Raw genomic sequence first — 21,459 nt, forward strand, 5'->3', positions numbered from 1 at the left:
AAATAGATTTTTAAAGCTAGAAAAAATAAAGTATAAACAATTAAATCACAGTAAGATGAAAAAAGTGTTATTTGCCGGCCTTTTGGTCCTTGCAGGAGTAAGCGTAAGTGCGCAGAACCTGATAAAAAACGAAAAATTCGCCACTGAAGTGAAGACTAAAGTGACTAATGCCAACAAAGCTACCGCAGGAGAGTGGTTTATCATGAATAATGAAGCCGACGGAGTAACTACTATTGCTTGGGAAGAAACAGGAGATGCCAAATATCCGAACGCAATGAAATTGGATAACTCCGGTGCTGAAAAGAATCTCTCTTGGTATAAGGCTTTCTTGGGACAACGTATTACCGATGGTTTGGACAAAGGTATCTATGTTCTTACTTTCTATGCAAAAGCTAAAGAAGCCGGAACTCCGGTTAGTGTATACATCAAGCAGACCAATGAAGAAAAGAACGATAATGGCAAGTACAATACTACTTTCTTCATGCGTAGAGACTATGATGCAGACGCTCAACCGAATGCTTCGGGCGCACAGTATAATTTTAAAATTAAAGATGCTGGTAAATGGACTAAAGTAGTAGTTTATTATGATATGGGACAGGTGGTTAATGCCATTAGCAGCAAGAAAGCAAATGCTAACTTGGAAGTATCTGATACAGACGATGATGCTGCTATTCTGAAAGATTGTTATGTGGCTATTCTTTCTCAGAACAAAGGCGGTGTTGTAGAAATCAGCGACGTGACATTGAAAAAGAAATAAAGAGTAAAGGATTTAATATAGTAGGTTAACAAAAAATAGGGCAGTGAAGTAGTGATACTTTGTTGCCCTATTTCTTTTGTTATATGGATAAAAGGATGTATGAACAGTCAATCCCCTGTCGGGATTGATTGTTTTATGCGATTTACTGAATACCGAGTTTCTTTTTCAGTTCCTTTGGCAGAGAATCTTTGTGTACCATCACACAGATTGTTTTAGCACGTACATAGCTTTCAGACATATTCAGATAGCCTCCGGATTTGTTGCTTTCCGCTCCCCAGGAATTCTTGGTGATATAATATTTAGTACCATTCTGGTCTTTCACAATACCGGTGATGTGCATCAGGTGGTCGTCAGTTGTCACAAACTTCTCGTAGCCATCCTGACGGATTTCCGGTGTTACATTGATTTCCGGATAAGGATGTTCAAACTTGAACACTTCCTCCATACGTTCGTATTTAGGCATTTTTTCGAAACGCGCACGGTCGGTAGTCGAGTAATCTTTCACGTCCTCCACTTGCGGGTTGATGGCGATTCCGTTTTTGAAAGAGAAACCCTGTTCGCTTACGTCACCGTCCCAACATACGGTATATCCTTTGTTCAGTGCATAGTCGATAGCCCCGATTAGTTCGTCCAACGGAAGATTATACATCGGCTGGTTTTCCCAGTTGTCGGGAACTTCAGGTGAGAATGTCTCATAATGAGGCTTGTGAGTGAAACTGGTCAGCTCAACATAATCATCCATATTCAATCCCAGACTTTCTGTGAAAGATTGAGGAGTATATTCTTTTCCTTTATAAGTGAACTTTTCGGGAAGCTTACCCAGATAAATATCGAACAGATTATTAATAAGCGCATCAAATTGCGGAGTACGCTTTTTAGAAGCGATATTTGCGTCTACCAATGCTTTGAGGTAGCGTGACAATGCTCCGTGATTGTGGTCTTTGTTATCGCCCGGCAATCCGGTGTACACTTCTTCCGGAACGATTCCCGCTTTCTTATAAGCGTTTTTGAAAGTGTGCGCCAAACTTCCTTCACTGATACTTCCTTTACCACGACGGAGATAATTGTCTTCCAGCTGATTCATGTACTTTTGGCGAACGATAAACATTTCCGAGAGATCATATTCTCCTTTTCCCATTCGGAGCAGTTCCGACTCCATGAAAGAAGCGGTGGCAAAGCACCAGCAAGTTCCTGTGGAACCCTGATCTTTGACAGGTGTTGCTTTGTGAGATACAACGGTTGTGAACTCATAACCGGGTGTTTGTGCAAAAGAGGTTACGGTCAATAAGAGGAGCGCAACCGACATAAATAGTTTCTTCATAATGTGCTTTATTATCTTTACATTTTGCAAATGTATAAAAAAAGCGAGGATACTCGAAAGTTCCTCGCTCTATTTTATTATAATTAGTGTGTTTATTTACATGGCAACCTGCTGTGACAGCAGTTTTTGGAGTTTACCGTTCAATGTTTGGCACATAGCACCATTTCCCATTGCTTGATAGCGTTTAATACGGTACTGTAACATCATAATTTTTTCATTTGCATTCTTTTTCATAATTTGTTTCCTCTTTTTTTGCCCTCCACGTTTTGAAGAGCGGTTTTACATCTTGTTTTCTCTAATAACACTGCAAAGATACGAATTGTTTTTGAATTATATGCTGTAGAACATAAAAATCTTCTTTTTCTTTTGAATTTTCTTTTTATAAGGGTCCGAACACAGTCTATATTACAAACCTGTTACAAAATTCCCATAATTTCCCGTCAATGACAATATTATTCTTATCTATCACATTTTTATGTACTTATCTAGGCATTCAGAAAATATTCTTGTATTTTTGTCAGTCAGCAGCCTTATTAATAGAATAAACCAAACACTTATATGAAAACATTCACCCATCTTTTATGCGTCCTGATTTTGTCGATTGTGTTGTTTGCTTGTAACAATACTCATTTCCTCAAAGAAGAATCTTACCGGAATCAAGTAGCTCATGACTTTGAGCGGAAGAAACAGGCACTTCCTCATGGAGACTTATTTGCGATCTTTGGTGATTCCGCTCTGTCAGTGTACGAGCGCGAAGCATTGATGTTTCTCTACGCTTATATGCCGATAGGGGATGTGACGGACTATCCGGGAGATTATTACTTGGAGAATGTCCGGCTGTCGAAGCAGACACGTGACGAGATGTCTTGGGGAAAAGCGATTCCCGATGAAGTGTTCCGTCATTTTGTTCTGCCGATCCGGGTGAATAACGAGAATCTGGACGATTCTCGCCGTGTCTTTTATGGCGAACTAAAAGACCGGGTGAAAGAATTGCCGATGAAAGACGCGATATTGGAGGTGAATCACTGGTGTCACGAGAAAGTAGTCTATCGTCCGAGTGACGCGCGTACCAGCTCACCATTGGCATCAGTCAAAACAGCGTATGGACGTTGTGGCGAAGAGTCTACATTTACGGTGGCTGCGCTCCGGGCAGTCGGTATTCCGGCACGGCAAGTGTATACACCCCGTTGGGCGCATACGGATGATAACCATGCTTGGGTGGAAGCATGGGCGGATGGACATTGGTACTTCTTCGGAGCTTGTGAGCCGGAACCGGTTTTGAACCTGGGATGGTTCAATGCCCCTGCCAGTCGGGGAATGTTGATGCATACCAAGGTTTTCGGACGTTACAACGGTCCGGAAGAGATCATGCTTGAAACACCCAATTACACAGAAATCAATGTGATTGATAATTATGCCCCTACTGCCAAAGCTATCGTAACGGTGACGGATGCCGAAGGTAAACCGGTGGCAGATGCCAAAGTCGAATTTAAGATATACAATTATGCGGAGTTCTATACAGTAGCCACGAAATATACAGATGCAGAGGGGAAAGCCAGCCTGACTGCCGGCAAAGGAGATATGTTGGTTTGGGCATCCCGCGACGGGCAATTTGGTTATGCCAAAATCTCATTTGGAAAAGATGATGCACTGCAACTCTCTTTAAATAGGAAAGAAGGTGAAGCCTATTCCTTGCCTATGGATTTTGTACCTCCGGTGGAAGGAGCGAATATTCCCGAGGTCACTCCCGAACAACGGGCGGAGAATGATCGGCGGATGGCGCAGGAAGATTCAATCCGCAATGCGTACGTGGCAACAATGATGACGGAAAAACAGGCCAAAGATTGGATAGATAAACTATATGGAAATGCTTTACAACCGGAAAAGAAAGAAGAACTGGTAAACTTCCTGGTTGCTTCGCGAGGAAATCACCAAACCTTGAAAGACTTCCTTTCGTCTATCAGAAAAGAGAAAGATGCTGTTTCGTGGGAAGAAATACGAGCCATGTGGATATTAGAGAGCCTTTCGGCTAAAGATCTCCGAGATGTAACTCTGGATATATTGAATGACCATTTGCTGACTAATATCTCGGATTGGGAGAAGATAGAGACTGATTTATTTAAAAGGATGTACCTCAATCCTCCTCGTATAGCCAATGAAATGTTGACTCCTTATAAAAAGGAACTTCGTGAAGCCATTGAGAAAACAGTGTACCAGTCTGTGCCTGATAGCATGAAACATGATCCTAAAGTATTAATAGAATGGTGCAGAAAAGAGATTAAAATCAATAATGAACTGAATTCCCAACAGATTCCTATCTCTCCGATGGGAGTCTGGAAAGCACGGGTGGCTGATGAAAAGTCGCGTGATATTTTCTTTGTGGCAGCTTACCGGAGCATGGGGTGGGCATCCGCCGCCTGGATTGATGAAGTGACAGGAAAAGTGCAGATTCTAAATAAAGAATTAGTTAAGGAAGATGTCAACTTTGATACGGCAGAATCTACCCAGTCCCGAAAGGGAGTATTGCAAGCGACTTACATGCCTATCCGTTCAGTGGAAGATCCTAAATATTATTCGCATTTCACTCTTTCCAAATTTAAAAACGGCACATTCCAGCTGCTTAATTATGACGAAGGGGAGACGGATATGGGCGATGGAACTACCTGGTATAATCTGTTAAGATACGGAAGAGAGTTTGACGAAGGTTATTATATGATGGTGACCGGAACCCGTCTGGCAAGTGGAGCGGTGCTTTCCAACAGTACGTTCTTTACTGTAGAACCCGGTAAGACAACCACCGTTGACCTTGTGATGCGTGAAAGCAAAGACCAGGTGCAAGTGATCGGAAATTTTAATTCGGAAGCGACCTATCACCCGGTGGGCAGCACTGAACAGCAGAGTATTCTGCAAACCTGCGGGCGTGGCTATTTTGTAGTAGCTGTGCTTGGGGTAGGGCAGGAACCTACCAATCATGCACTAAGAGATATAGCCGCTTTGGGCAATGACTTCGAACAATGGGGGCGTAAGATGGTCTTTCTTTTTCCTTCGGAAGAACAATACAAGAAATTTAATGCCGACGAATTCAAAGGACTTCCGTCGACCATCACTTACGGTATTGATATTGATGATAGCATCCGCAAGGAAATTGTGCGGGCTATGAACTTGAACAATTCCATTTTGCCGGTATTTATTATTGCAGATACATTTAATAGGGTAGTCTTTGTTTCTCAAGGATATACAATCGGTTTAGGTGAGCAATTGATGAAAGTTGTACATGGTTTGTAGGAAAGAGTTTGTATGAATAATCGTTAATTCTTGCCCTTAATGCTTTTTTTCGGAAAAGAATGATTACGTTTGCAGCAAATTATGACTAAGTACATTTTTTGCATATTAGCATGCGCATTTCTGGTATTGGGATTTAGTAATGTTTCCGATAAAGAATTGCAGGGATTTCAGAAAGAAGCTGAAATCTCGGCTAATGATATGCAATATACAGCAGAGTCATGTTGCCGCGTCTCTTCTGCCGGCTTCGATAAGTCAGGTAAAGATTCTCATTCGCAGTTTGTTGACGAGACATCCAATTGTAAGGTTAGTGACTGCATTTTTGACAATATCTCTTTTCCGAGAAGCATTGTTCCTTTCAAGAACCTGAAGTTCAATACCAATACTGTCATTATACAGATATTGAGCTCTCTGAATGTTCTGCTTCCGGAGAACCGTTTGGGGCATACCGGCCTTAATGTTAATTACACTAAATATTCGTGTAAGTATTACGTCTATACATTGGCGCATATTCTCATTTAGACCCAATTCTTATCGTTAGGTAGGGTGTGGTGTGCCTATTATTCTGATCCCTCTCTGCCATTTTTTCCTTTATTTTATTTATTATCTATTTTATTCATGTCAACATGGAAAACAAAGAATGTATTTCCTGTGACTTGGAACAAAAGACGGGTATTGATGTGTCTTATTGCTACCAGTGTGGTAAGTGTACGGCCGGATGTGTGTTGTCAGAGGAGATGGATTATGCTCCCAGCTATATTCTCCGGTTGTTGCAGACAAAAAATGCTCAAAATGACCGTCGTGTGTTAAGTTCCAATGCCATTTGGATTTGCTTGAGTTGCGAAAACTGTATTGCCCGGTGTCCTAAAGAGATCAACATTCCTGAAGTAATGGACTATCTGCGTGAGAGATCCCGTAAAGAAGGATGCATCAATAAAGAATCACGTCCTGTCGTAGCTTTTCACTCCGCTTTTCTCGAATCAGTGAAAAGAACGGGAAGGCTCTACGAAGTCGGATTGGTTGCAGGGTTTAAAGTCCGTACCTTACGTTTGACACAGGATTTGAATGTAGCTCCTGTTATGTTTGTCAAAGGGAAACTCAACCTTCTTCCGGAACGGGTAAAAGATGAGAATAAGATCAAAAAGATATTTGCACAAACCATTGAAAAGACTCAAAAGTAGCTATGAAAATAGGTTTCTATCCGGGATGTTCGCTAAACGGAACTTCTCGTGAATACAATGAATCAGTCAAAGCACTGGCACAGGTGATGGGACTCGAACTGATCGAGTTGAAAGACTGGAACTGTTGCGGTGCAACGGCAGCTCACTCCATGAGTAGAGAATTGTCTCTTGCCTTACCCACCCGTGTGCTGGCATTGGCGGAACAACAGGGATTTCAAGAAATCGTTGTCCCCTGTGCTTCCTGTTACAATCGTTTGAGTGTTGCTCAACACGAATTAATGAACAATGAAGTATTGAAGGATGAAATACTGACTACAGTTGGAATGCGTTACCTTGGAAATGTGAAAATATTGAATGTCCTCCAGATGATAGAGAAATACATGCTGGATACATTAAAAGAGAAAATAGTACGTCCGTTCGCTCATCAAGTGGCTTGTTACTACGGTTGCTTGTTGGTGCGTCCCCATAAAATATTAAACTTCGACCGTCTGGAAGATCCGCAAAGCATGGATAAAATCATGTCTCTGATTGGGGCGACTCCTATTGACTGGGCTTTCAAAACAGAGTGTTGCGGTGCCGGTTTATCCGTTTCCCGTACAGATCTGGTAGGACGTCTTTCCGGAAATATACTAAAAGATGCTGACGACCGGGGAGCTGAAGCTGTGGTTGTAGCTTGTCCGATGTGCCATTCCAATCTGGATATGCGTCGTCCTGCTATCAATAACTATCTGGCAAAACCTGTGACCATACCCGTTCTTTATATCACACAAGCTATCGGACTCGCTGTCGGACTGACTCCCAAAGAGTTGGGACTGGGTCGTCATTTTGTAGCTGTAAATTTGAAGGAGGCAGAAGTATGTCTAAAGTAGGAGTTTTTATCTGCCATTGCGGTGAAAATATCAGTGCAACTGTCGACTGCGAAAAAGTGGCCGAAGCGGCAAAAGAAATGGAAGGCGTTGCCTATGCCATTGATTATAAATATATGTGTTCTGATCCGGGACAGACTTTGATAAAGAATGCCATTAAAGAATACGGATTGGATGGCGTTGTGGTTGCTGCGTGTTCTCCGCGAATGCATGAACCTACCTTTCGGAGGGCCTGTGCGGAAGCCGGGTTGAATCCTTATCTGTGTGAAATAGCTAATGTTCGCGAGCATTGCTCTTGGGTACACGAGAAAGGGGAGGCAACCACCCGTAAAGCTGTTGATATTGTCAAAAGTCTGGTTGAAAAAGTAAAACGGAATCATCCTTTGGTTCCCATTCAAGTTCCTATCACCAAAAAAGCATTGGTAATCGGAGGAGGCATTGCCGGAATCCAGGCAAGTCTGGACATCGCCAATTGCGGACATCAGGTCATTCTGGTAGAGAAAGAACCTTCTATTGGCGGACACATGTCACAACTTTCGGAAACCTTTCCTACATTAGACTGTTCGCAGTGTATTCTCACTCCGCGAATGGTGGAAGTAGCCCGGCATCCGAATATCACTCTTTATACATACGCCGAATTGGAACATGTGGAAGGTTTTATTGGAAATTTCAAAGCCAGTATTCGCCTGAAAGCAAAGAGTATCGATGAAAAACTATGTACCGGTTGCGGACTTTGCACGACTAAATGTCCCAATAAAAAGATACCGAGCGAATTTAATGCCGGTTTGGGAATGCGTACAGCTATTTATGTTCCTTTTCCTCAAGCAGTGCCCAATAAACCGGTGATCGATAAAGAACACTGTACCCATTATCGTAACGGTAAGTGCGGAGTCTGCGAAAAGCTATGTCCAACGGGTGCTATCCGCTTCGGACAGGAAGACAGCATCATCACCGAAGAAGTAGGAGCCATTGTTGTTACCACAGGATTCAATGTGTTGAACACTGACTTTTTCCCCGAATACGGATATGGAAAATACAAAGATGTCATTACCGGGCTACAGTTTGAACGCTTGGCATCGGCTTCCGGTCCTACGTTCGGTGAAATACGCCGCCCGTCTGACGGACAGATCCCTCAAAAGATTGTATTCGTAGCATGTGCCGGTTCCCGTGACCCGGCGAAAGGGATTCCTTACTGCTCTAAAATATGCTGTATGTACACGGCTAAACATGCGATGCTTTATCAGCACAAGGTACACGGTGGCGAGTCGTACGTATTCTATATGGATATTCGTGCCGGAGGAAAGAATTATGAAGAATTTGTGCGCCGTGCCATTGAAGAGGATGGAGTGAATTACGTCCGTGGTCGCGTCGCCCGTATATATGAGAAGAACGGTAAATTGATTGTTAAAGGAGTAGATACCCTGTTGGGGGCATCGCCAGTCGAGATTGAAGCCGACATGGTAGTGCTTGCCACAGCGGGAGTCGCCAACAAAGGAGCGGAAGAACTGGCACAGAAGATGCACATTTCGTATGACCCTTATCAATTCTTTGCCGAATCTCACCCCAAACTGAAACCGGTAGAAACAAATACGGCCGGAATCTTTCTGGCAGGAGCCTGTCAGGCACCGAAAGATATTCCTGAAACAGTGGGAATGGCTTCGGGAGCCGCTGTAAAAGTGGCAGGACTGTTTTCACAGGCAAATCTGGTTCGTGAACCGTTGATAGCAGTTGTCAATCGCACTACTCCTCCGCTGTTCAGTACTTGCGTAGGGTGTTTCATGTGCCAGACGGCTTGTCCTTATCAGGCCATTGAACGTGAAGAGATAAAAGACAGGAACGGAAATGTAATAAAGACAGTCGCTAAAGTAAATCCGGGACTTTGCCAGGGTTGTGGTACCTGTGTTGCTTTCTGCCGTTCCAAATCTATTGATATACAAGGATATTCCAATGAACAGGTCTATGCCGAAGTGATGGCATTGCTGAACCATTAAAAAGAGAGTAAGCTATGAACGAAAATAAGAACGAGAATAATCAGGAATTTGAACCGCGCATTGTAGCTTTTGTCTGTAATTGGTGCACGTATGCCGGGGCAGACCTCACAGGTACAAGCCGATTGAAGTATGCGACTAATGTAGAGATCGTCCGTTTTCCCTGTACAGGAAGAATTGATTTTATGCTATTACTGAAAGCTTTTGCCGGAGGTGCTGATGGCATTATCGTTTCGGGCTGTCATCCGAATGATTGTCACTATACATCCGGAAACTTCCACGCACGCCGTCGTTGGATTGTATTCCGCGGATTACTCGACTTCCTGGGAATTGATGTACGTCGTATCCGTTATTCATGGGTGTCGGCGGCAGAGGGTGCCAAGTGGGCTGATTTGGTGAATGAAACAGTTGCCGGAATTCGTGAACTGGGACCTTATCTGGAGTATCAGAAAGCTTCGGACTATTTGGAAAAGGAGGTTGTCTATGAGTAAACTGACAGAAAAAGTAATTGCTTTGTTGCAAGAAGGAGAAGTAAATCTTGTGATAGGCTATGAAGAAGGAAACCACGGAACACGTCCTCTTTTTTGCCGACAGGCAGATATTGCCGACAGACTGATACTGGACGACCGTTGCACAAATAATATCGCCGTTTACCTGACGAAACCGGAATTGACAGGAACAGGCAAAGTAGCTATAACAGCTACGCTTCCGGCATTACGGACCATTGTTCAACTGGCATTCGAAAACCAGTTGAAAGAAGATAAGCTTCTGGTATTAGCTGTTGACGGACAAGGAGAAGTGATTCAGTTTAAAGGATTCGATGAAATAAATACGTATCTGGCAGACTTTCCTTTGGCTATTAGTGAGGAGAATCTTCAGCTGATTGAACGTCTGAAGAAGATGACTCGTGAAGAGCGTTGGAAATACTGGATGGGAGAGATGTCGAAATGTATCAAATGCTATGCTTGCCGGGCTGCTTGTCCGTTGTGTTATTGCAGCCGGTGTATTGTCGAGGTCAACTGTCCGCAATGGATACAACCCTGGTCTGCTCCGCTGACAAATATGGAATGGCAGATCAACCGGGTGATGCACATGGCGGGACGCTGCATCGGTTGCGGAGCTTGTAAACAAGCCTGTCCGGTGGGTATTCCTCTTCATTTGATGACACAAAGTATGATGGAAGACATCCGGGATGAGTTCGGGGTTGCCCCCGGCGCTATCAACCGTGCGGGAAATGTACTTTCTACCTTCAAGGCAGAAGATAAAGAGAACTTTATACATTAAAAGAAAGTAATGGAAAATCTACATATCAGTAAAAGCAGTCTGCAAGAATGGTTTCGCCAGATGGTGAAAAAGGAAATGCATATTTTCGCTCCGGTACAATCAGGAGATAAAGTAGACTTCAAGAGAGTGACTTCTTATGATGAGGTAGCGACGGATTATGTGCAGACTACTCAGTCGGTTAAACGCTTTGCGTTTCCGAAGACAGAAGTACTGTTCTCTTATCAGAAAGACGGAAAAGAAGCCACTTTACGGGAAACGGCCATCAACGCAATTCCCGAAACCATTCTTTGGAAGATCCGTCCTTGTGATGCGGCAGGTTTTACGCCTCTTACCGGCATTTTTAATTGGGATTATAAAGATAAACTATACAATGCACGACGCGAGAAAATGACATTAATCAGTTTCAGCTGTGCACAATGTGATGAATCCTGCTTCTGTACTTCCGTTCATGGAGGGCCTGGTAATACTACCGGCAGTGATATTCAGATTACGGAGTTGCCGGATCAGAGCGCGCTTGTAGAAGTGTTGACAGCAAAAGGGAAAGCATTGGTTAAATTCTTTGTGAAAGAATATACACCTGCGGAAGAAATAGATAAGGAACAATATCTGGCATCCGTTCCCACCCGTTTCAACGTTGATGATATACGTGAAAAGTTGACGGGAGCATTCGATAGCCCTGTTTGGAAACAACAGTCCGAACGTTGCCTGGGATGCGGGGCATGCGCTTATGTTTGTCCTACCTGTGCCTGCTTTGATATTCAGGAAGATGCTAAAGGTTCGTCCGGTCATCGTGTCCGTTGTTGGGACTCTTGCGGCTTTTCGCTGTTCACCCTTCACACGTCCGGACATAATCCGCGTCCGACACAAAGTGCCCGTTGGCGTCAGCGCATCTTGCATAAGTTCTCCTATATGCCCGAGCGGATACAGGAAACCGGTTGTACCGGGTGCGGACGTTGTTCGCGTGCCTGTCCGGTAGATATGAATATACTTGAACACTTAATATCGATAGCAAGCCATGAATGAGCAGTCAAACATATACCTTCCGCACCTGATGGTGATTGAGAAGATAACCCATGAAGCTCCGGGAGTCAAGACATTCCGGTTAAAATTTAAAGACGAGAAGGAGGGGGAAGACTTTCACTTTATAGCCGGACAGTTCGGTGAATACTCGGTGGTTGGTGAAGGAGAGTCCACTTTTTGTATTGCTTCGTCACCTACTCGTAAAGGATATATCGAGTGTACATTCCGTCAGGCAGGACGGGTAACTACCGGGCTTGCCAAATTGGAAGAAGGAGCTACCGTCGGTTTTCGCGGACCTTTCGGAAATACATTCCCCTTGGACGAGTGGAAAGGAAAGAACCTGCTGTTCGTGGCAGGTGGTATAGCGCTTCCGCCGATGCGTTGTGTCATCTGGAATGCATTAGACAGGCGGGAAGACTTTAAAGATATAACGATTGTCTACGGAGCTAAGTCGGTGAACGACCTGGTATATAAAGAAGAGCTGAAAGAATGGGAAAACCGTCCGGATGTAAATCTGATTACTACGGTTGACCCCGGAGGTGAGACTCCCGACTGGACAGGAAAGGTTGGTTTTGTTCCTTCGGTGCTTGAAGCTGCTGCACCTGCCAGTATGAATACCGTAGCAATAGTCTGTGGACCTCCGGTAATGATTAAGTTCACTTTTCCCGTGTTGGAGAAGTTAGGCTTTGCGGATGAGAATATTTACACCACACTGGAGAACCGGATGAAATGTGGTGTTGGAAAATGTGGCAGGTGTAATGTAGGGAAGCTGTATATCTGCAAAGACGGCCCCGTATTTACCAAAGCCCAGTTGAATGATATACCTCCTGAATACTGATTGTAAGGTATTCAAGGATTAAAATATTGTGTTTTCCGTTGTGAAACGGGAGTTACGTCGTATAAAAGCAAGGATATATACCGAAGTGACTTCAGGCAAATGATATCCGCCGATTGTTTTTATATGGTGATGAGGAATGCCCAATGGGATTAACTTTCATGTGTGTCTAATTTTAATAATGGTTTCACCATTGGGCGCCTCTTCTTTCTTTTTTTGAATGAGATTGTACAACTTAATTTTTTATATTACTATGATTCATTTATTACTATCTACTCTTGCGATGATGGGGCTTACGTTCCTCATAGGCTTCTTTGTAGCTGCAGTCATTAAGTTGATTGCCTATGCGGCCGATTCATTTGATTTTTATAGTTCCCACCGTTTGGAGCTACTCCGGTTGCGACGCTGGCGGCAGCATCGGCAAAAGGTGGAGAGATTAATCCGGCAGATACCCATTGCAGGCGAAGATGCTTTGGGAGATTCCCGTGAAGACTACAGTAGGGGGATTGACAGGAACTTTACTGGTTATCCCGGCTATTATCATGGAGTGAGCCCGGGAGCTTCAGAAAATAACCTGATGAATTATTATTATTCGCAGGACACCCGCGAATTCTTTCTTCGGGAAGAAGAGCAGGCCCACGTCATTAAGAAAAACTCAAAGAAACCTACTAACAAGTAATAAAAAGATATTTATTTATGGAAAATATAGACTTTGCGACCTTATTTCAAGGCATTGGCACTATGATGGAAAGCGGCTGTATGCTTGCCTGTGCCAGAATTTTCTTGGTACTCCTTGGTTTGTTACTTATTTATTTAGGTTGGAAAGGTGTACTTGAACCAATGGTAATGATTCCGATGGGATTGGGAATGGTAGCTATCAATTGCGGTACACTGATGATGCCTGACGGAACATTAGGCAATCTTTTTCTCGACCCGATGCTTTCCGATACGGATCAATTAATGAATACCATGCAGATAAACTTTCTTCAACCTGTCTACACACTGACATTCAGTAACGGACTGATAGCCTGTTTCGTCTTTATGGGGATCGGCGCGCTTTTGGATGTAGGCTTCCTGCTTCAAAAACCATTTGCCAGTATTTTCCTTGCTTTGTGTGCAGAGTTGGGTACTTTCCTGACAGTGCCTATTGCTTCTGCTCTTGGATTAACTTTGAAAGAGAGCGCATCTGTTGCCATGGTAGGTGGAGCTGACGGACCGATGGTATTGTTTACCTCGCTGGCATTGGCAAAACATCTGTTTGTTCCTATTACGGTAGTTGCCTATCTTTATTTAGGATTGACGTACGGTGGCTATCCTTATCTGGTAAAATTGTTGGTTCCCAAACGCTTCCGTGCTATTAAGATGACAACAAAGAAAGCACCGAAGAATTACGATGCTAAAGTGAAACTGGCTTTCTCTGCTGTTCTTTGTGCTATTCTCTGTTTCTTGTTCCCGGTTGCTTCACCTTTGTTCTTCTCTTTATTCCTGGGTGTTGCTGTTCGTGAGTCGGGTATGAAACATATCTATGATTTTGTGAGTGGTCCGTTGCTTTATGGCTCCACTTTTATGTTGGGCGTACTGCTCGGTGTACTTTGTGATGCACATCTGTTGCTCGATCCGAAGATCTTGAAACTATTAGTATTAGGTATTGTAGCATTATTACTTTCCGGTGTCGGAGGAATAATCGGAGGATATATCATGTATATTATTAAACGGGGTAATTACAATCCGGTAATCGGTATTGCAGCTGTTAGCTGTGTACCTACTACTGCAAAGGTTGCGCAAAAGATCGTAAGCAAGGACAATCCGGACTCATTCATTTTAGGAGATGCCCTGGGAGCTAATATCTCGGGAGTAATTACTTCGGCTATTATTACTGGTATTTATATTACGATAATTCCATATTTATCTATGTAAAGCGGCATCAATCGTTTCTTTTACTCTTCGTATGGAAGTCACATTGCGTTCATATTCATTGATGTGTACCGTGCCTCCCATGGAGACAGCTTCGTTTCTGAATCTCATCTCACTTTGAATGTTTTCGCGTGCCGAGAAATGAAACTCGTTGATTCCGGTTTCTGCGGCAATGCGTGCAATATTATTTTCATTCACTCCGCATCCGGCGAGTAACGTGATTCTTCCGGCGGTCTGTTTCTGTAATTCTTCTAAAAGGGGGATTCCCAGTTCAGCCGTAGGTTGCTGGCCGGAAGTCAGGATACGGTTACACCCCAGTTCGATGATCTGTTCCAATGCTCTTTGCGGATTACGGCATACATCAAATGCCCGGTGAAAAGTCACAGATAGCCCTTGGGCTGCTTCCATTAGTTTCTGCATTGCCGGTAAGTCTACTTCACCCTCTGCTGTCAGGCAACCGAATACGACTCCGTCTGCCCCTGATTTCCGTGCGATTGCGATGTCTTTCAGCATTGTCCGGATTTCGATATCCGAATAAAGGAAGTCTCCTCCACGAGGGCGGATAATAACGTGCAGGCGGGTGTGAGTCAATACTTCTCTTGCAATGGCAATTTCTCCGTAAGAAGGGGTTGTTCCGCCTTCCGGTATTCCGGCGCACAGTTCCACGCGGTCTGCGCCACCTTCCTGTGCGGCCAGGCAACTTTCCACTGAATTGGTACAAATCTCAAATTGATACTTTCCCATAGTCGTGATATTAAAAAAGGGCGAATTTCTTCGCCCTTATATGAATCTTCTTTTGAATCGTTACGTTATTTAGCGAAACTTACCGCACGTGTTTCACGGATGACGGTAATCTTCACTTGTCCCGGGTAAGTCATTTCATCTTGGATCTTCTTGGCGATTTCACCTGACAGGCTTTCTGTCTGCTTGTCGTCAATCTTGTCTGCACCGACAATAACACGGAGTTCGCGTCCTGCCTGGATAGCATACGTCTTTGTTACACCCGGATAAGCCATAGCCAGTTGTTCGAGATCGTTCAGACGCTTGATATAAGCCTCTACGATTTCGCGACGGGCACCCGGACGTGCACCGGAGATGGCGTCACATACCTGTACGATAGGAGCCAGCAGACTGGTCATTTCCGTTTCGTCGTGGTGAGCACCGATAGCGTTGCAGATATCCGGTTTTTCTTTGTATTTCTCGGCAAGTTTCATACCCAGCAATGCGTGCGGCAATTCTGGTTCTTCATCAGGCACTTTACCGATATCATGCAGCAAACCTGCACGTTTTGCTTTCTTCGGGTTCAGTCCCAGTTCAGATGCCATCACAGCACAAAGATTGGCTGTTTCGCGTGCATGTTGCAACAAGTTCTGACCATAAGAAGAACGATATTTCATCTTACCGATGATACGGATCAATTCAGGATGCAGACCGTGGATACCCAAGTCGATGGTAGTACGTTTACCGGTTTCGATAATCTCTTCTTCCACTTGTTTGCGTACTTTAGCTACCACTTCTTCGATACGGGCCGGATGGATACGTCCGTCAGTCACAAGCTGATGCAGGGCCAGACGGGCAATTTCACGGCGAATCGGGTCGAAGGCAGAAAGAACGATTGCTTCCGGAGTATCGTCTACAACGATTTCAACGCCGGTAGCAGCTTCCAAAGCACGGATATTACGTCCTTCACGTCCGATAATACGTCCCTTGATTTCATCCGATTCGATATGGAATACCGTAACGGAGTTTTCAATGGCGGTTTCCGTTGCTACCCGTTGGATAGACTGGATAACGATACGCTTGGCTTCTTTGCTGGCTGTTAATTTGGCATCATCCATAATGTCGTTGATGAATGATTGTGCCTGCGTCTTGGCTTCTTCCTTCAGAGATTCTACCAGGCGTTCTTTGGCCTCTTCGGCAGACAATCCGGAGATTGCTTCCAGTTTATCGATTTCCTGCTGTTGCAGTTTATCGAGTTCATCTTTTTTCTTATCGACAATCACAAGTTGTGCTTCCAGGTTCTCTTTTACCGCTTCGGCTTCCATCTTTTTACGTTGGATTTCTTCCTGACGCTGGCTAAGTACCATTTCACGTTGTTTCAGCTTGTTTTCCGCTTGCTGAATCTTCTGATTCCGCAATGCTACCTCCTTTTCAAGGTCTGCTTTCTTATTCAGGAATTTCTCCTTCACTTCCAGCAGCTTGTTTTTCTTAATTACTTCCGCTTCCGTCTCCGCTTCTTTCAGGATATTGTCGTATTTGGATTTCAGTACATACCGGAATAGTATATATGAAAGGATTCCTCCTACGATGAAGCAAGCAATTGCTGTTGCTATTATTGCTATCATTCTACATTTAATTTAAGTATATAAATAAAAACGCACCGCCAAATATCAAAGCAATTATTTTGCTTGGATATTGTGCAGTGCGTGGTTGTTTTATCTCTTATCAGCGAATAGCCGGTCGGGATTTATTCTTCCTTAAAATAATCCTCCAGCAATTCTGTCAGTTCTTTTACCTTCTCCACATAGGGGCTGGTATCATTACGTTGCATCAATTGCAGTCTCTCTAACGAGAACTGATAGGCTACCATGGCAATAATTTTTTCGGGTTCCAGATTTTTATAGACTTCCCGGTACTTATTAAGCCTGATATTTACCTGTTTGGCAGCTTCCCGTACCATCTGTTCTTCCTCACGGTTAATGGTCAACGGGTAGTTTGAGTCTGCTATCTGCAGGTTTATTTTTATTTTATCGTTCATACATCTTGTTCTTATTCATTCAACAAAGCGATGCATTTATCGACTTCACGCACTAATTTTGACAATCGCAGCTTCGTCTCTTTTACGTCGCTGCCGTTAAGGCTGATTGCCGTAGCTGTTTTTAGGTTTGTATAGCTGACTTCCAATTCATCGTATTGAGCTTGTACCTTCTCGTTTTTCAGCTTTTCATTTTCGAGAAGCTTCTTCAACTCGGCATTTTCACGCTTAAGTTCATCGTGCAAATAAATCAAATGCCGTAGCTGCGTTTCAAAGGAATTCAATAACTTTTTTTCTTCTTCTGTCATCACTACACCAAAATTGTACACAAAAATACGATTAACTCTGATATTACAAAAACTTTTCGCGAGAAAATGTTCTTTTTAGCCTAAATTAGCTATGAACGGAGGGAAAAGTGGAGCATTGCATAGGAAGCAAATACAGACAGCTTATAATATTAAGGTATATATAATATAAAGGCATAATCTGCTTTCAATTCTTCTAGCTTTTGGACTTTATCTCTTTATTCATCGCCTAATTCTGGAATTTTTGCATCATTTTGAGCAAATTTTGTCCTTTATTGAATTGTCATTTTCCTTCTTTGCTGATAAATACCTGTATGTTTGCGTACCGAACTAACGGACTCAATTTATAAACATAAACATTTGTATTATCTAATCATGAAAAAGTATTATTTACTATCTCTTGCGACAGCTTCTTTGATAGGAGCAACTTGTATTCAATGTACTTCTCCGAAACAAAAGAGTGGGGAGAATACTCTTCCGCAGAAGAGTGAATTGTTTGCAACCCTACCGGACTGTTGTCCGACACCGGACGGAATGGCTGTCGCTTCCAATGGGGATTTGGTCCTGGCTTGTCCGAATTTTGCAGATATTACACAACCAGCTTGTCTAATGCGTATCACTAAAGATGGCAAGATAACGAAGTGGCTCGATGTTCCGGTATTGGAAGAAACCGGTTGGGCTTCTCCGATGGGGATTGCTTTTAATGAAGAAGGCGACTTGTTTATTTGTGACAATCAAGGTTGGAGCGGAGCAGAGAAAGCACGGAATAAAGGACGCATTCTTCGCCTGAAGTTTGATAACGGTCAATTGAAAGAAACAATCACCGTAGCATCCGGTATGGAGCATCCTAATGGTCTTCGTATCCGCAATGGAAAATTGTATGTCACTCAAAGTTCATTATCGCAAATCAAAGATCCTTCGGGTTTGCTTGTCAGCGGCGTATATTGTTTTGATATGAATGACCGTGATGTGGCAGTTACGAATACATCCGAAGATAAAAATCTCATTACCACTGTTATCACGAAGAATCCTGAAGTGCAATACGGATTGGATGGAATCGTATTTAATGAAGCGGGCGACCTTTTTGTAGGAAACTTCGGTGATGGTGCCGTTCACCGCATTAAGATGGATGCGGAAGGTAAAGTGCTTAGTAATGATGTATGGGCACAAGATACCACCCAGTTACGTACTACGGACGGAATGTGCATAGACGATAAAGGAAATATATGGGTAGCGGACTTCTCGGCAAATGCGGTTGCACGTATTGATAAAGACGGAAAGATTCAGCGCATTGCTCAAAGTCCTGATTGTGACGGTAGCGACGGAGGCTTGGATCAGCCGGGTGAACCTATCGTGTGGAACGGACAAGTAATTGTATCCTGTTTCGACCTGGTGACCGGACCGGACAAGGTTAATACTAAACATGATAAGCCTTTCACGTTGGCCAAACTGTCATTGGAAGAAAAAGAATAGAAACTAGGTACGGATTACGCGCATTATTAACTAAGGAATACACATTATCAATCATATGAAAAAATATCTATCAACCTTTGCCGGCTCCGCTATCTGTGGTGGATTTGCGTTTGGCATCTGGCCGGAACTTTGGAAGACATACGGTCTGATGGGAGGCTGGCTGGCGGCAACGCTGATTATCGGCATTATGTGGTATATGAATCATTATCATGGAGCCATTCTCAATCCTCCGGGAAAAATATGGCTCGATCAGGGTTGGTGCATCGGTTCTGCCGGAATCGCCTGGGGAATTGTCCGTTTTCAGGGAGATATCACCAACTTCTTTTATGCAGTGCCCACTTTAATCTGTTGTCTGATAGGAGGTGCCCTGGCAGGAATACTAGTATGGAAAATCCGTTCGTGCGATTGTGCCCGGAAGATAAATTAAGGAGGAAAGAACAATGAGCGAATGGTTACAGACTTATAATGAGTTTTTCGGCATGTATCATGCCGGAATCATCACATCTATTTTCGGAGCTTTTGCCGTCACCTTTACAGTGCTGATGAGCTGGCCTAAATTAGTAAAGGACTTTGGGCCGATAGGTGGATTTATGGCAGCCGCCCTTATTATCGGTACTTTCTGGGTAGTCAATCACAAATTGCCCGGATTCGGTTTTTCTACCGGACTGTTGAATGACGCCGAAGGCTTGCCGATGCAATTCTGCCTGATTCATCAGGGAAATCGTGGCAGTGCTCCCTGGGTAGATATGGGATGGGCAATTGCAATGGGATTTATCTTGTCCGACGTACTTTGCGCGCCGAAAGGAACACGCGGAGGACTATTGAAAGAAGCATTTCCCCGTTGGCTGGTGATTATTCTGGGTGGTATTGTCGGCGGTATTTTCGTAGGACTTACCGGATATACAAATGCGGCACTCTAACTCTATTAACTGAAAAGAAAAAAAACATATATGTATATATTAGCACATGACTTGGGTACCAGCGGTAATAAAGCAACCTTATTCGACGAATCGGGCTTGCTGATTGCTTCGCGCACAGCCGCTTACCCAACAGATTACGCTTCCGGCAACCGGGCGGAACAGAATCCGCACCATTGGTGGAAAGCCATTGTAGACACTACACAAGCACTTCTCGAACTGGTATCTCCCGCTGATATTGCCGGTGTGGCACTTAGCGGACAAATGATGGGATGCCTTTGTGTGGACAAGAACGGTCGTCCGCTTCGTCCTCACATGCTTTATTGTGACCAGCGTTCGCAGGAAGAAGAGATGACTCTCTCCGAAAAGATAGACCCTCTTCATTTCTATGAAATCACGGGACACAGGATCAGTGCTTCCTACTCCATAGAGAAACTGATGTGGGTGAAGAAACACGAGCCGGAAGTCTTTGCGCAGACAGCCAAGATGCTGAACGCAAAAGACTATATCAATTATCGCTTGTGTGGCACTCTTGCTACGGACCCTTCCGATGCTTCGGGTACTAACGCATACGATCTGAACCGTTGGCAATGGAGTGAAGAAATCATAGAAGCGGCAGGACTTGACCTTGCTTTATTTCCGGACGTTCGTTCATCTATCGACGTTATCGGTGAAGTAACAAACGAAGCAGCCCGTGAAACAGGCCTACTGGCCGGAACTCCCGTCATTTGTGGCGGTGGCGATGGCAGCTGTGCCGGAGTAGGGGTTGGCTGTGTGGCTCCGGGTAGTGCATACAACTATCTGGGTTCTTCCTCCTGGGTAGCATTGACAGTGGAAAAGCCGATTGTAGACGAACAACGCCGCACTATGAATTGGGCGCATGTAGTGCCGGGTATGCTGCATCCGTCGGGAACGATGCAGGCGGCAGGCTCCTCTTACAATTGGATGATAAATCAACTCTGCCAGCATGAGCAGGCTTTGGCGGCTCAATCGGGCCGTAGTGTGTTCGAACTGATTGACGAACAGATACTTTCTTCTCCGATAGGAGCCAACAAACTCCTGTTCCTGCCTTATATGCTTGGTGAACGTACTCCCCGTTGGAATGTAGATGCCAAAGGAGCATTCATCGGTCTGACACTGGGGCATCAACACGGAGATATGTTACGTGCCGTTATGGAAGGAATCACTCTTAATCTGGGATTTATAGTCAATATTTTCCGCCAGCATGTTCCTATCGACCAAGTGACAGTTATCGGCGGATGTGCGCAGAATCCTGTTTGGCGTCAGATGATGGCGGATATTTATCAGGCGGAAATTCGTGTTCCTAATTATTTGGAGGAGGCTACTTCGATGGGAGCAGCCATCCTGGCAGGTATTGGCGCAGGTATCTTTAAAGACTTCTCTGTAATAGACCGTTTTGTCCGTATCGAACAGACCGTGCAGCCGATTCCGGAAAACCGGGCGAAGTATGAAGCATGGATGCCTGTTTTTGATAAAGCCTATCATGCTTTGTATGACATGTATACCGAGATTGCAAAAACAGAACTATAATCTATATAAA

At 44.0% G+C, this 21,459-nt stretch carries 22 protein-coding genes; 16 read left to right on the forward strand and 6 right to left on the reverse strand.

The window, feature by feature from the left end; translation table 11 throughout:
- Nucleotides 1-55: 55 nt before the first annotated feature.
- Nucleotides 56-757: a DUF4627 domain-containing protein gene (locus I2I04_RS19865; protein ID WP_004320741.1), complete on the forward strand. Its 702-nt coding sequence runs from the start codon at nt 56-58 to the stop codon at nt 755-757.
- 142 nt (nt 758-899) lie between these two features.
- Here the strand turns inward: I2I04_RS19865 and I2I04_RS19870 are convergent, their stop codons facing one another.
- Complete coding sequence (locus I2I04_RS19870; protein WP_195655761.1) at nt 900-2,078, reverse strand: C1 family peptidase; 1,179 nt, start codon at nt 2,076-2,078, stop codon at nt 900-902.
- 96 nt (nt 2,079-2,174) lie between these two features.
- Nucleotides 2,175-2,312, reverse strand: coding sequence for a hypothetical protein (locus I2I04_RS19875; protein WP_004301914.1), 138 nt, complete (start codon nt 2,310-2,312; stop codon nt 2,175-2,177).
- A 324-nt stretch (nt 2,313-2,636) separates the two neighbouring features.
- Here I2I04_RS19875 and I2I04_RS19880 point away from each other — a divergent pair, with 324 nt between their 5' ends.
- The 11 genes from I2I04_RS19880 to I2I04_RS19930 all read left to right on the forward strand — a co-directional run bounded on the left by I2I04_RS19880 (nt 2,637) and on the right by I2I04_RS19930 (nt 14,451).
- Nucleotides 2,637-5,363: a transglutaminase domain-containing protein gene (locus tag I2I04_RS19880; protein WP_195655762.1), complete on the forward strand. Its 2,727-nt coding sequence runs from the start codon at nt 2,637-2,639 to the stop codon at nt 5,361-5,363.
- Between the two features lie 81 nt (nt 5,364-5,444).
- Nucleotides 5,445-5,882 carry a hypothetical protein gene (locus I2I04_RS19885; RefSeq protein WP_099146236.1) on the forward strand — a complete coding sequence of 146 codons (438 nt, stop codon included), beginning with the start codon at nt 5,445-5,447 and terminating at the stop codon, nt 5,880-5,882.
- Nucleotides 5,883-5,986: 104 nt separating this feature from the next.
- Nucleotides 5,987-6,541, forward strand: coding sequence for a 4Fe-4S dicluster domain-containing protein (locus tag I2I04_RS19890; RefSeq protein WP_143258199.1), 555 nt, complete (start codon nt 5,987-5,989; stop codon nt 6,539-6,541).
- Between the two features lie 2 nt (nt 6,542-6,543).
- Nucleotides 6,544-7,410 (forward strand): CoB--CoM heterodisulfide reductase iron-sulfur subunit B family protein, encoded by an 867-nt coding sequence (locus tag I2I04_RS19895; protein WP_099146235.1) that lies wholly within the window; start codon nt 6,544-6,546, stop codon nt 7,408-7,410.
- Complete coding sequence (locus tag I2I04_RS19900; protein ID WP_143258200.1) at nt 7,398-9,398, forward strand: CoB--CoM heterodisulfide reductase iron-sulfur subunit A family protein; 2,001 nt, start codon at nt 7,398-7,400, stop codon at nt 9,396-9,398. The genes I2I04_RS19895 and I2I04_RS19900 overlap by 13 nt, the downstream gene beginning before the upstream one ends.
- Nucleotides 9,399-9,412: 14 nt before the next feature.
- On the forward strand, nt 9,413-9,886 hold the full coding sequence (locus I2I04_RS19905) for a hydrogenase iron-sulfur subunit (RefSeq protein ID WP_143258201.1): 474 nt from the start codon (nt 9,413-9,415) through the stop codon (nt 9,884-9,886).
- Nucleotides 9,879-10,679, forward strand: coding sequence for a 4Fe-4S binding protein (locus I2I04_RS19910; protein ID WP_195471519.1), 801 nt, complete (start codon nt 9,879-9,881; stop codon nt 10,677-10,679). Before I2I04_RS19905 ends, I2I04_RS19910 begins: the two co-directional genes overlap by 8 nt.
- A 9-nt stretch (nt 10,680-10,688) precedes the next feature.
- A complete protein-coding gene (locus I2I04_RS19915) occupies nt 10,689-11,702 on the forward strand; it encodes a 4Fe-4S dicluster domain-containing protein (RefSeq protein ID WP_195471522.1) in 1,014 nt (337 codons plus the stop codon).
- Nucleotides 11,695-12,537, forward strand: coding sequence for an FAD/NAD(P)-binding protein (locus I2I04_RS19920; RefSeq protein WP_195655763.1), 843 nt, complete (start codon nt 11,695-11,697; stop codon nt 12,535-12,537). The genes I2I04_RS19915 and I2I04_RS19920 overlap by 8 nt, the downstream gene beginning before the upstream one ends.
- A gap of 250 nt (nt 12,538-12,787) precedes the next feature.
- On the forward strand, nt 12,788-13,213 hold the full coding sequence (locus I2I04_RS19925) for a LapA family protein (protein ID WP_143258205.1): 426 nt from the start codon (nt 12,788-12,790) through the stop codon (nt 13,211-13,213).
- Nucleotides 13,214-13,230: 17 nt separating this feature from the next.
- Nucleotides 13,231-14,451 carry a sodium ion-translocating decarboxylase subunit beta gene (locus I2I04_RS19930; RefSeq protein WP_195655764.1) on the forward strand — a complete coding sequence of 407 codons (1,221 nt, stop codon included), beginning with the start codon at nt 13,231-13,233 and terminating at the stop codon, nt 14,449-14,451.
- Here I2I04_RS19930 and I2I04_RS19935 read toward each other — a convergent pair.
- The 4 genes from I2I04_RS19935 to I2I04_RS19950 form a co-directional block, all read right to left on the reverse strand.
- A complete protein-coding gene (locus tag I2I04_RS19935) occupies nt 14,440-15,192 on the reverse strand; it encodes a copper homeostasis protein CutC (RefSeq protein WP_195655765.1) in 753 nt (250 codons plus the stop codon). The genes I2I04_RS19930 and I2I04_RS19935 overlap by 12 nt on opposite strands.
- Nucleotides 15,193-15,257: 65 nt before the next feature.
- The gene (rny, locus tag I2I04_RS19940; protein WP_195655766.1) at nt 15,258-16,793 is read right to left on the reverse strand and encodes a ribonuclease Y; all 1,536 of its coding nucleotides are present in this window, start codon (nt 16,791-16,793) and stop codon (nt 15,258-15,260) included.
- A gap of 122 nt (nt 16,794-16,915) precedes the next feature.
- Nucleotides 16,916-17,206, reverse strand: a complete 291-nt coding sequence (locus I2I04_RS19945) for a cell division protein ZapA (RefSeq protein WP_004304741.1) — start codon at nt 17,204-17,206, stop codon at nt 16,916-16,918.
- Nucleotides 17,207-17,217: 11 nt separating this feature from the next.
- A complete protein-coding gene (locus I2I04_RS19950; protein ID WP_004313411.1) occupies nt 17,218-17,511 on the reverse strand; it encodes a hypothetical protein in 294 nt (97 codons plus the stop codon).
- 372 nt (nt 17,512-17,883) lie between these two features.
- On the opposite strand from I2I04_RS19950, the gene I2I04_RS19955 reads away from it, so the two are divergent.
- Genes I2I04_RS19955 through xylB form a run of 4 tightly spaced genes read left to right on the forward strand, consistent with a single transcriptional unit; the run spans nt 17,884 to nt 21,449 of the window.
- On the forward strand, nt 17,884-18,981 hold the full coding sequence (locus I2I04_RS19955) for an SMP-30/gluconolactonase/LRE family protein (RefSeq protein ID WP_195471530.1): 1,098 nt from the start codon (nt 17,884-17,886) through the stop codon (nt 18,979-18,981).
- Between the two features lie 55 nt (nt 18,982-19,036).
- Nucleotides 19,037-19,408 carry a Lin0368 family putative glycerol transporter subunit gene (locus I2I04_RS19960; protein ID WP_004304747.1) on the forward strand — a complete coding sequence of 124 codons (372 nt, stop codon included), beginning with the start codon at nt 19,037-19,039 and terminating at the stop codon, nt 19,406-19,408.
- Between the two features lie 13 nt (nt 19,409-19,421).
- A complete protein-coding gene (locus I2I04_RS19965; protein WP_004304749.1) occupies nt 19,422-19,901 on the forward strand; it encodes a Lin0368 family putative glycerol transporter subunit in 480 nt (159 codons plus the stop codon).
- 30 nt (nt 19,902-19,931) lie between these two features.
- Nucleotides 19,932-21,449, forward strand: coding sequence for a xylulokinase (gene xylB / locus I2I04_RS19970; RefSeq protein ID WP_195471533.1), 1,518 nt, complete (start codon nt 19,932-19,934; stop codon nt 21,447-21,449).
- Nucleotides 21,450-21,459: the final 10 nt, after the last annotated feature.

Source organism: Bacteroides sp. 1001136B_160425_E2 (genome assembly GCF_015559655.1).
GTDB classification, from domain to species: domain Bacteria; phylum Bacteroidota; class Bacteroidia; order Bacteroidales; family Bacteroidaceae; genus Bacteroides; species Bacteroides luhongzhouii.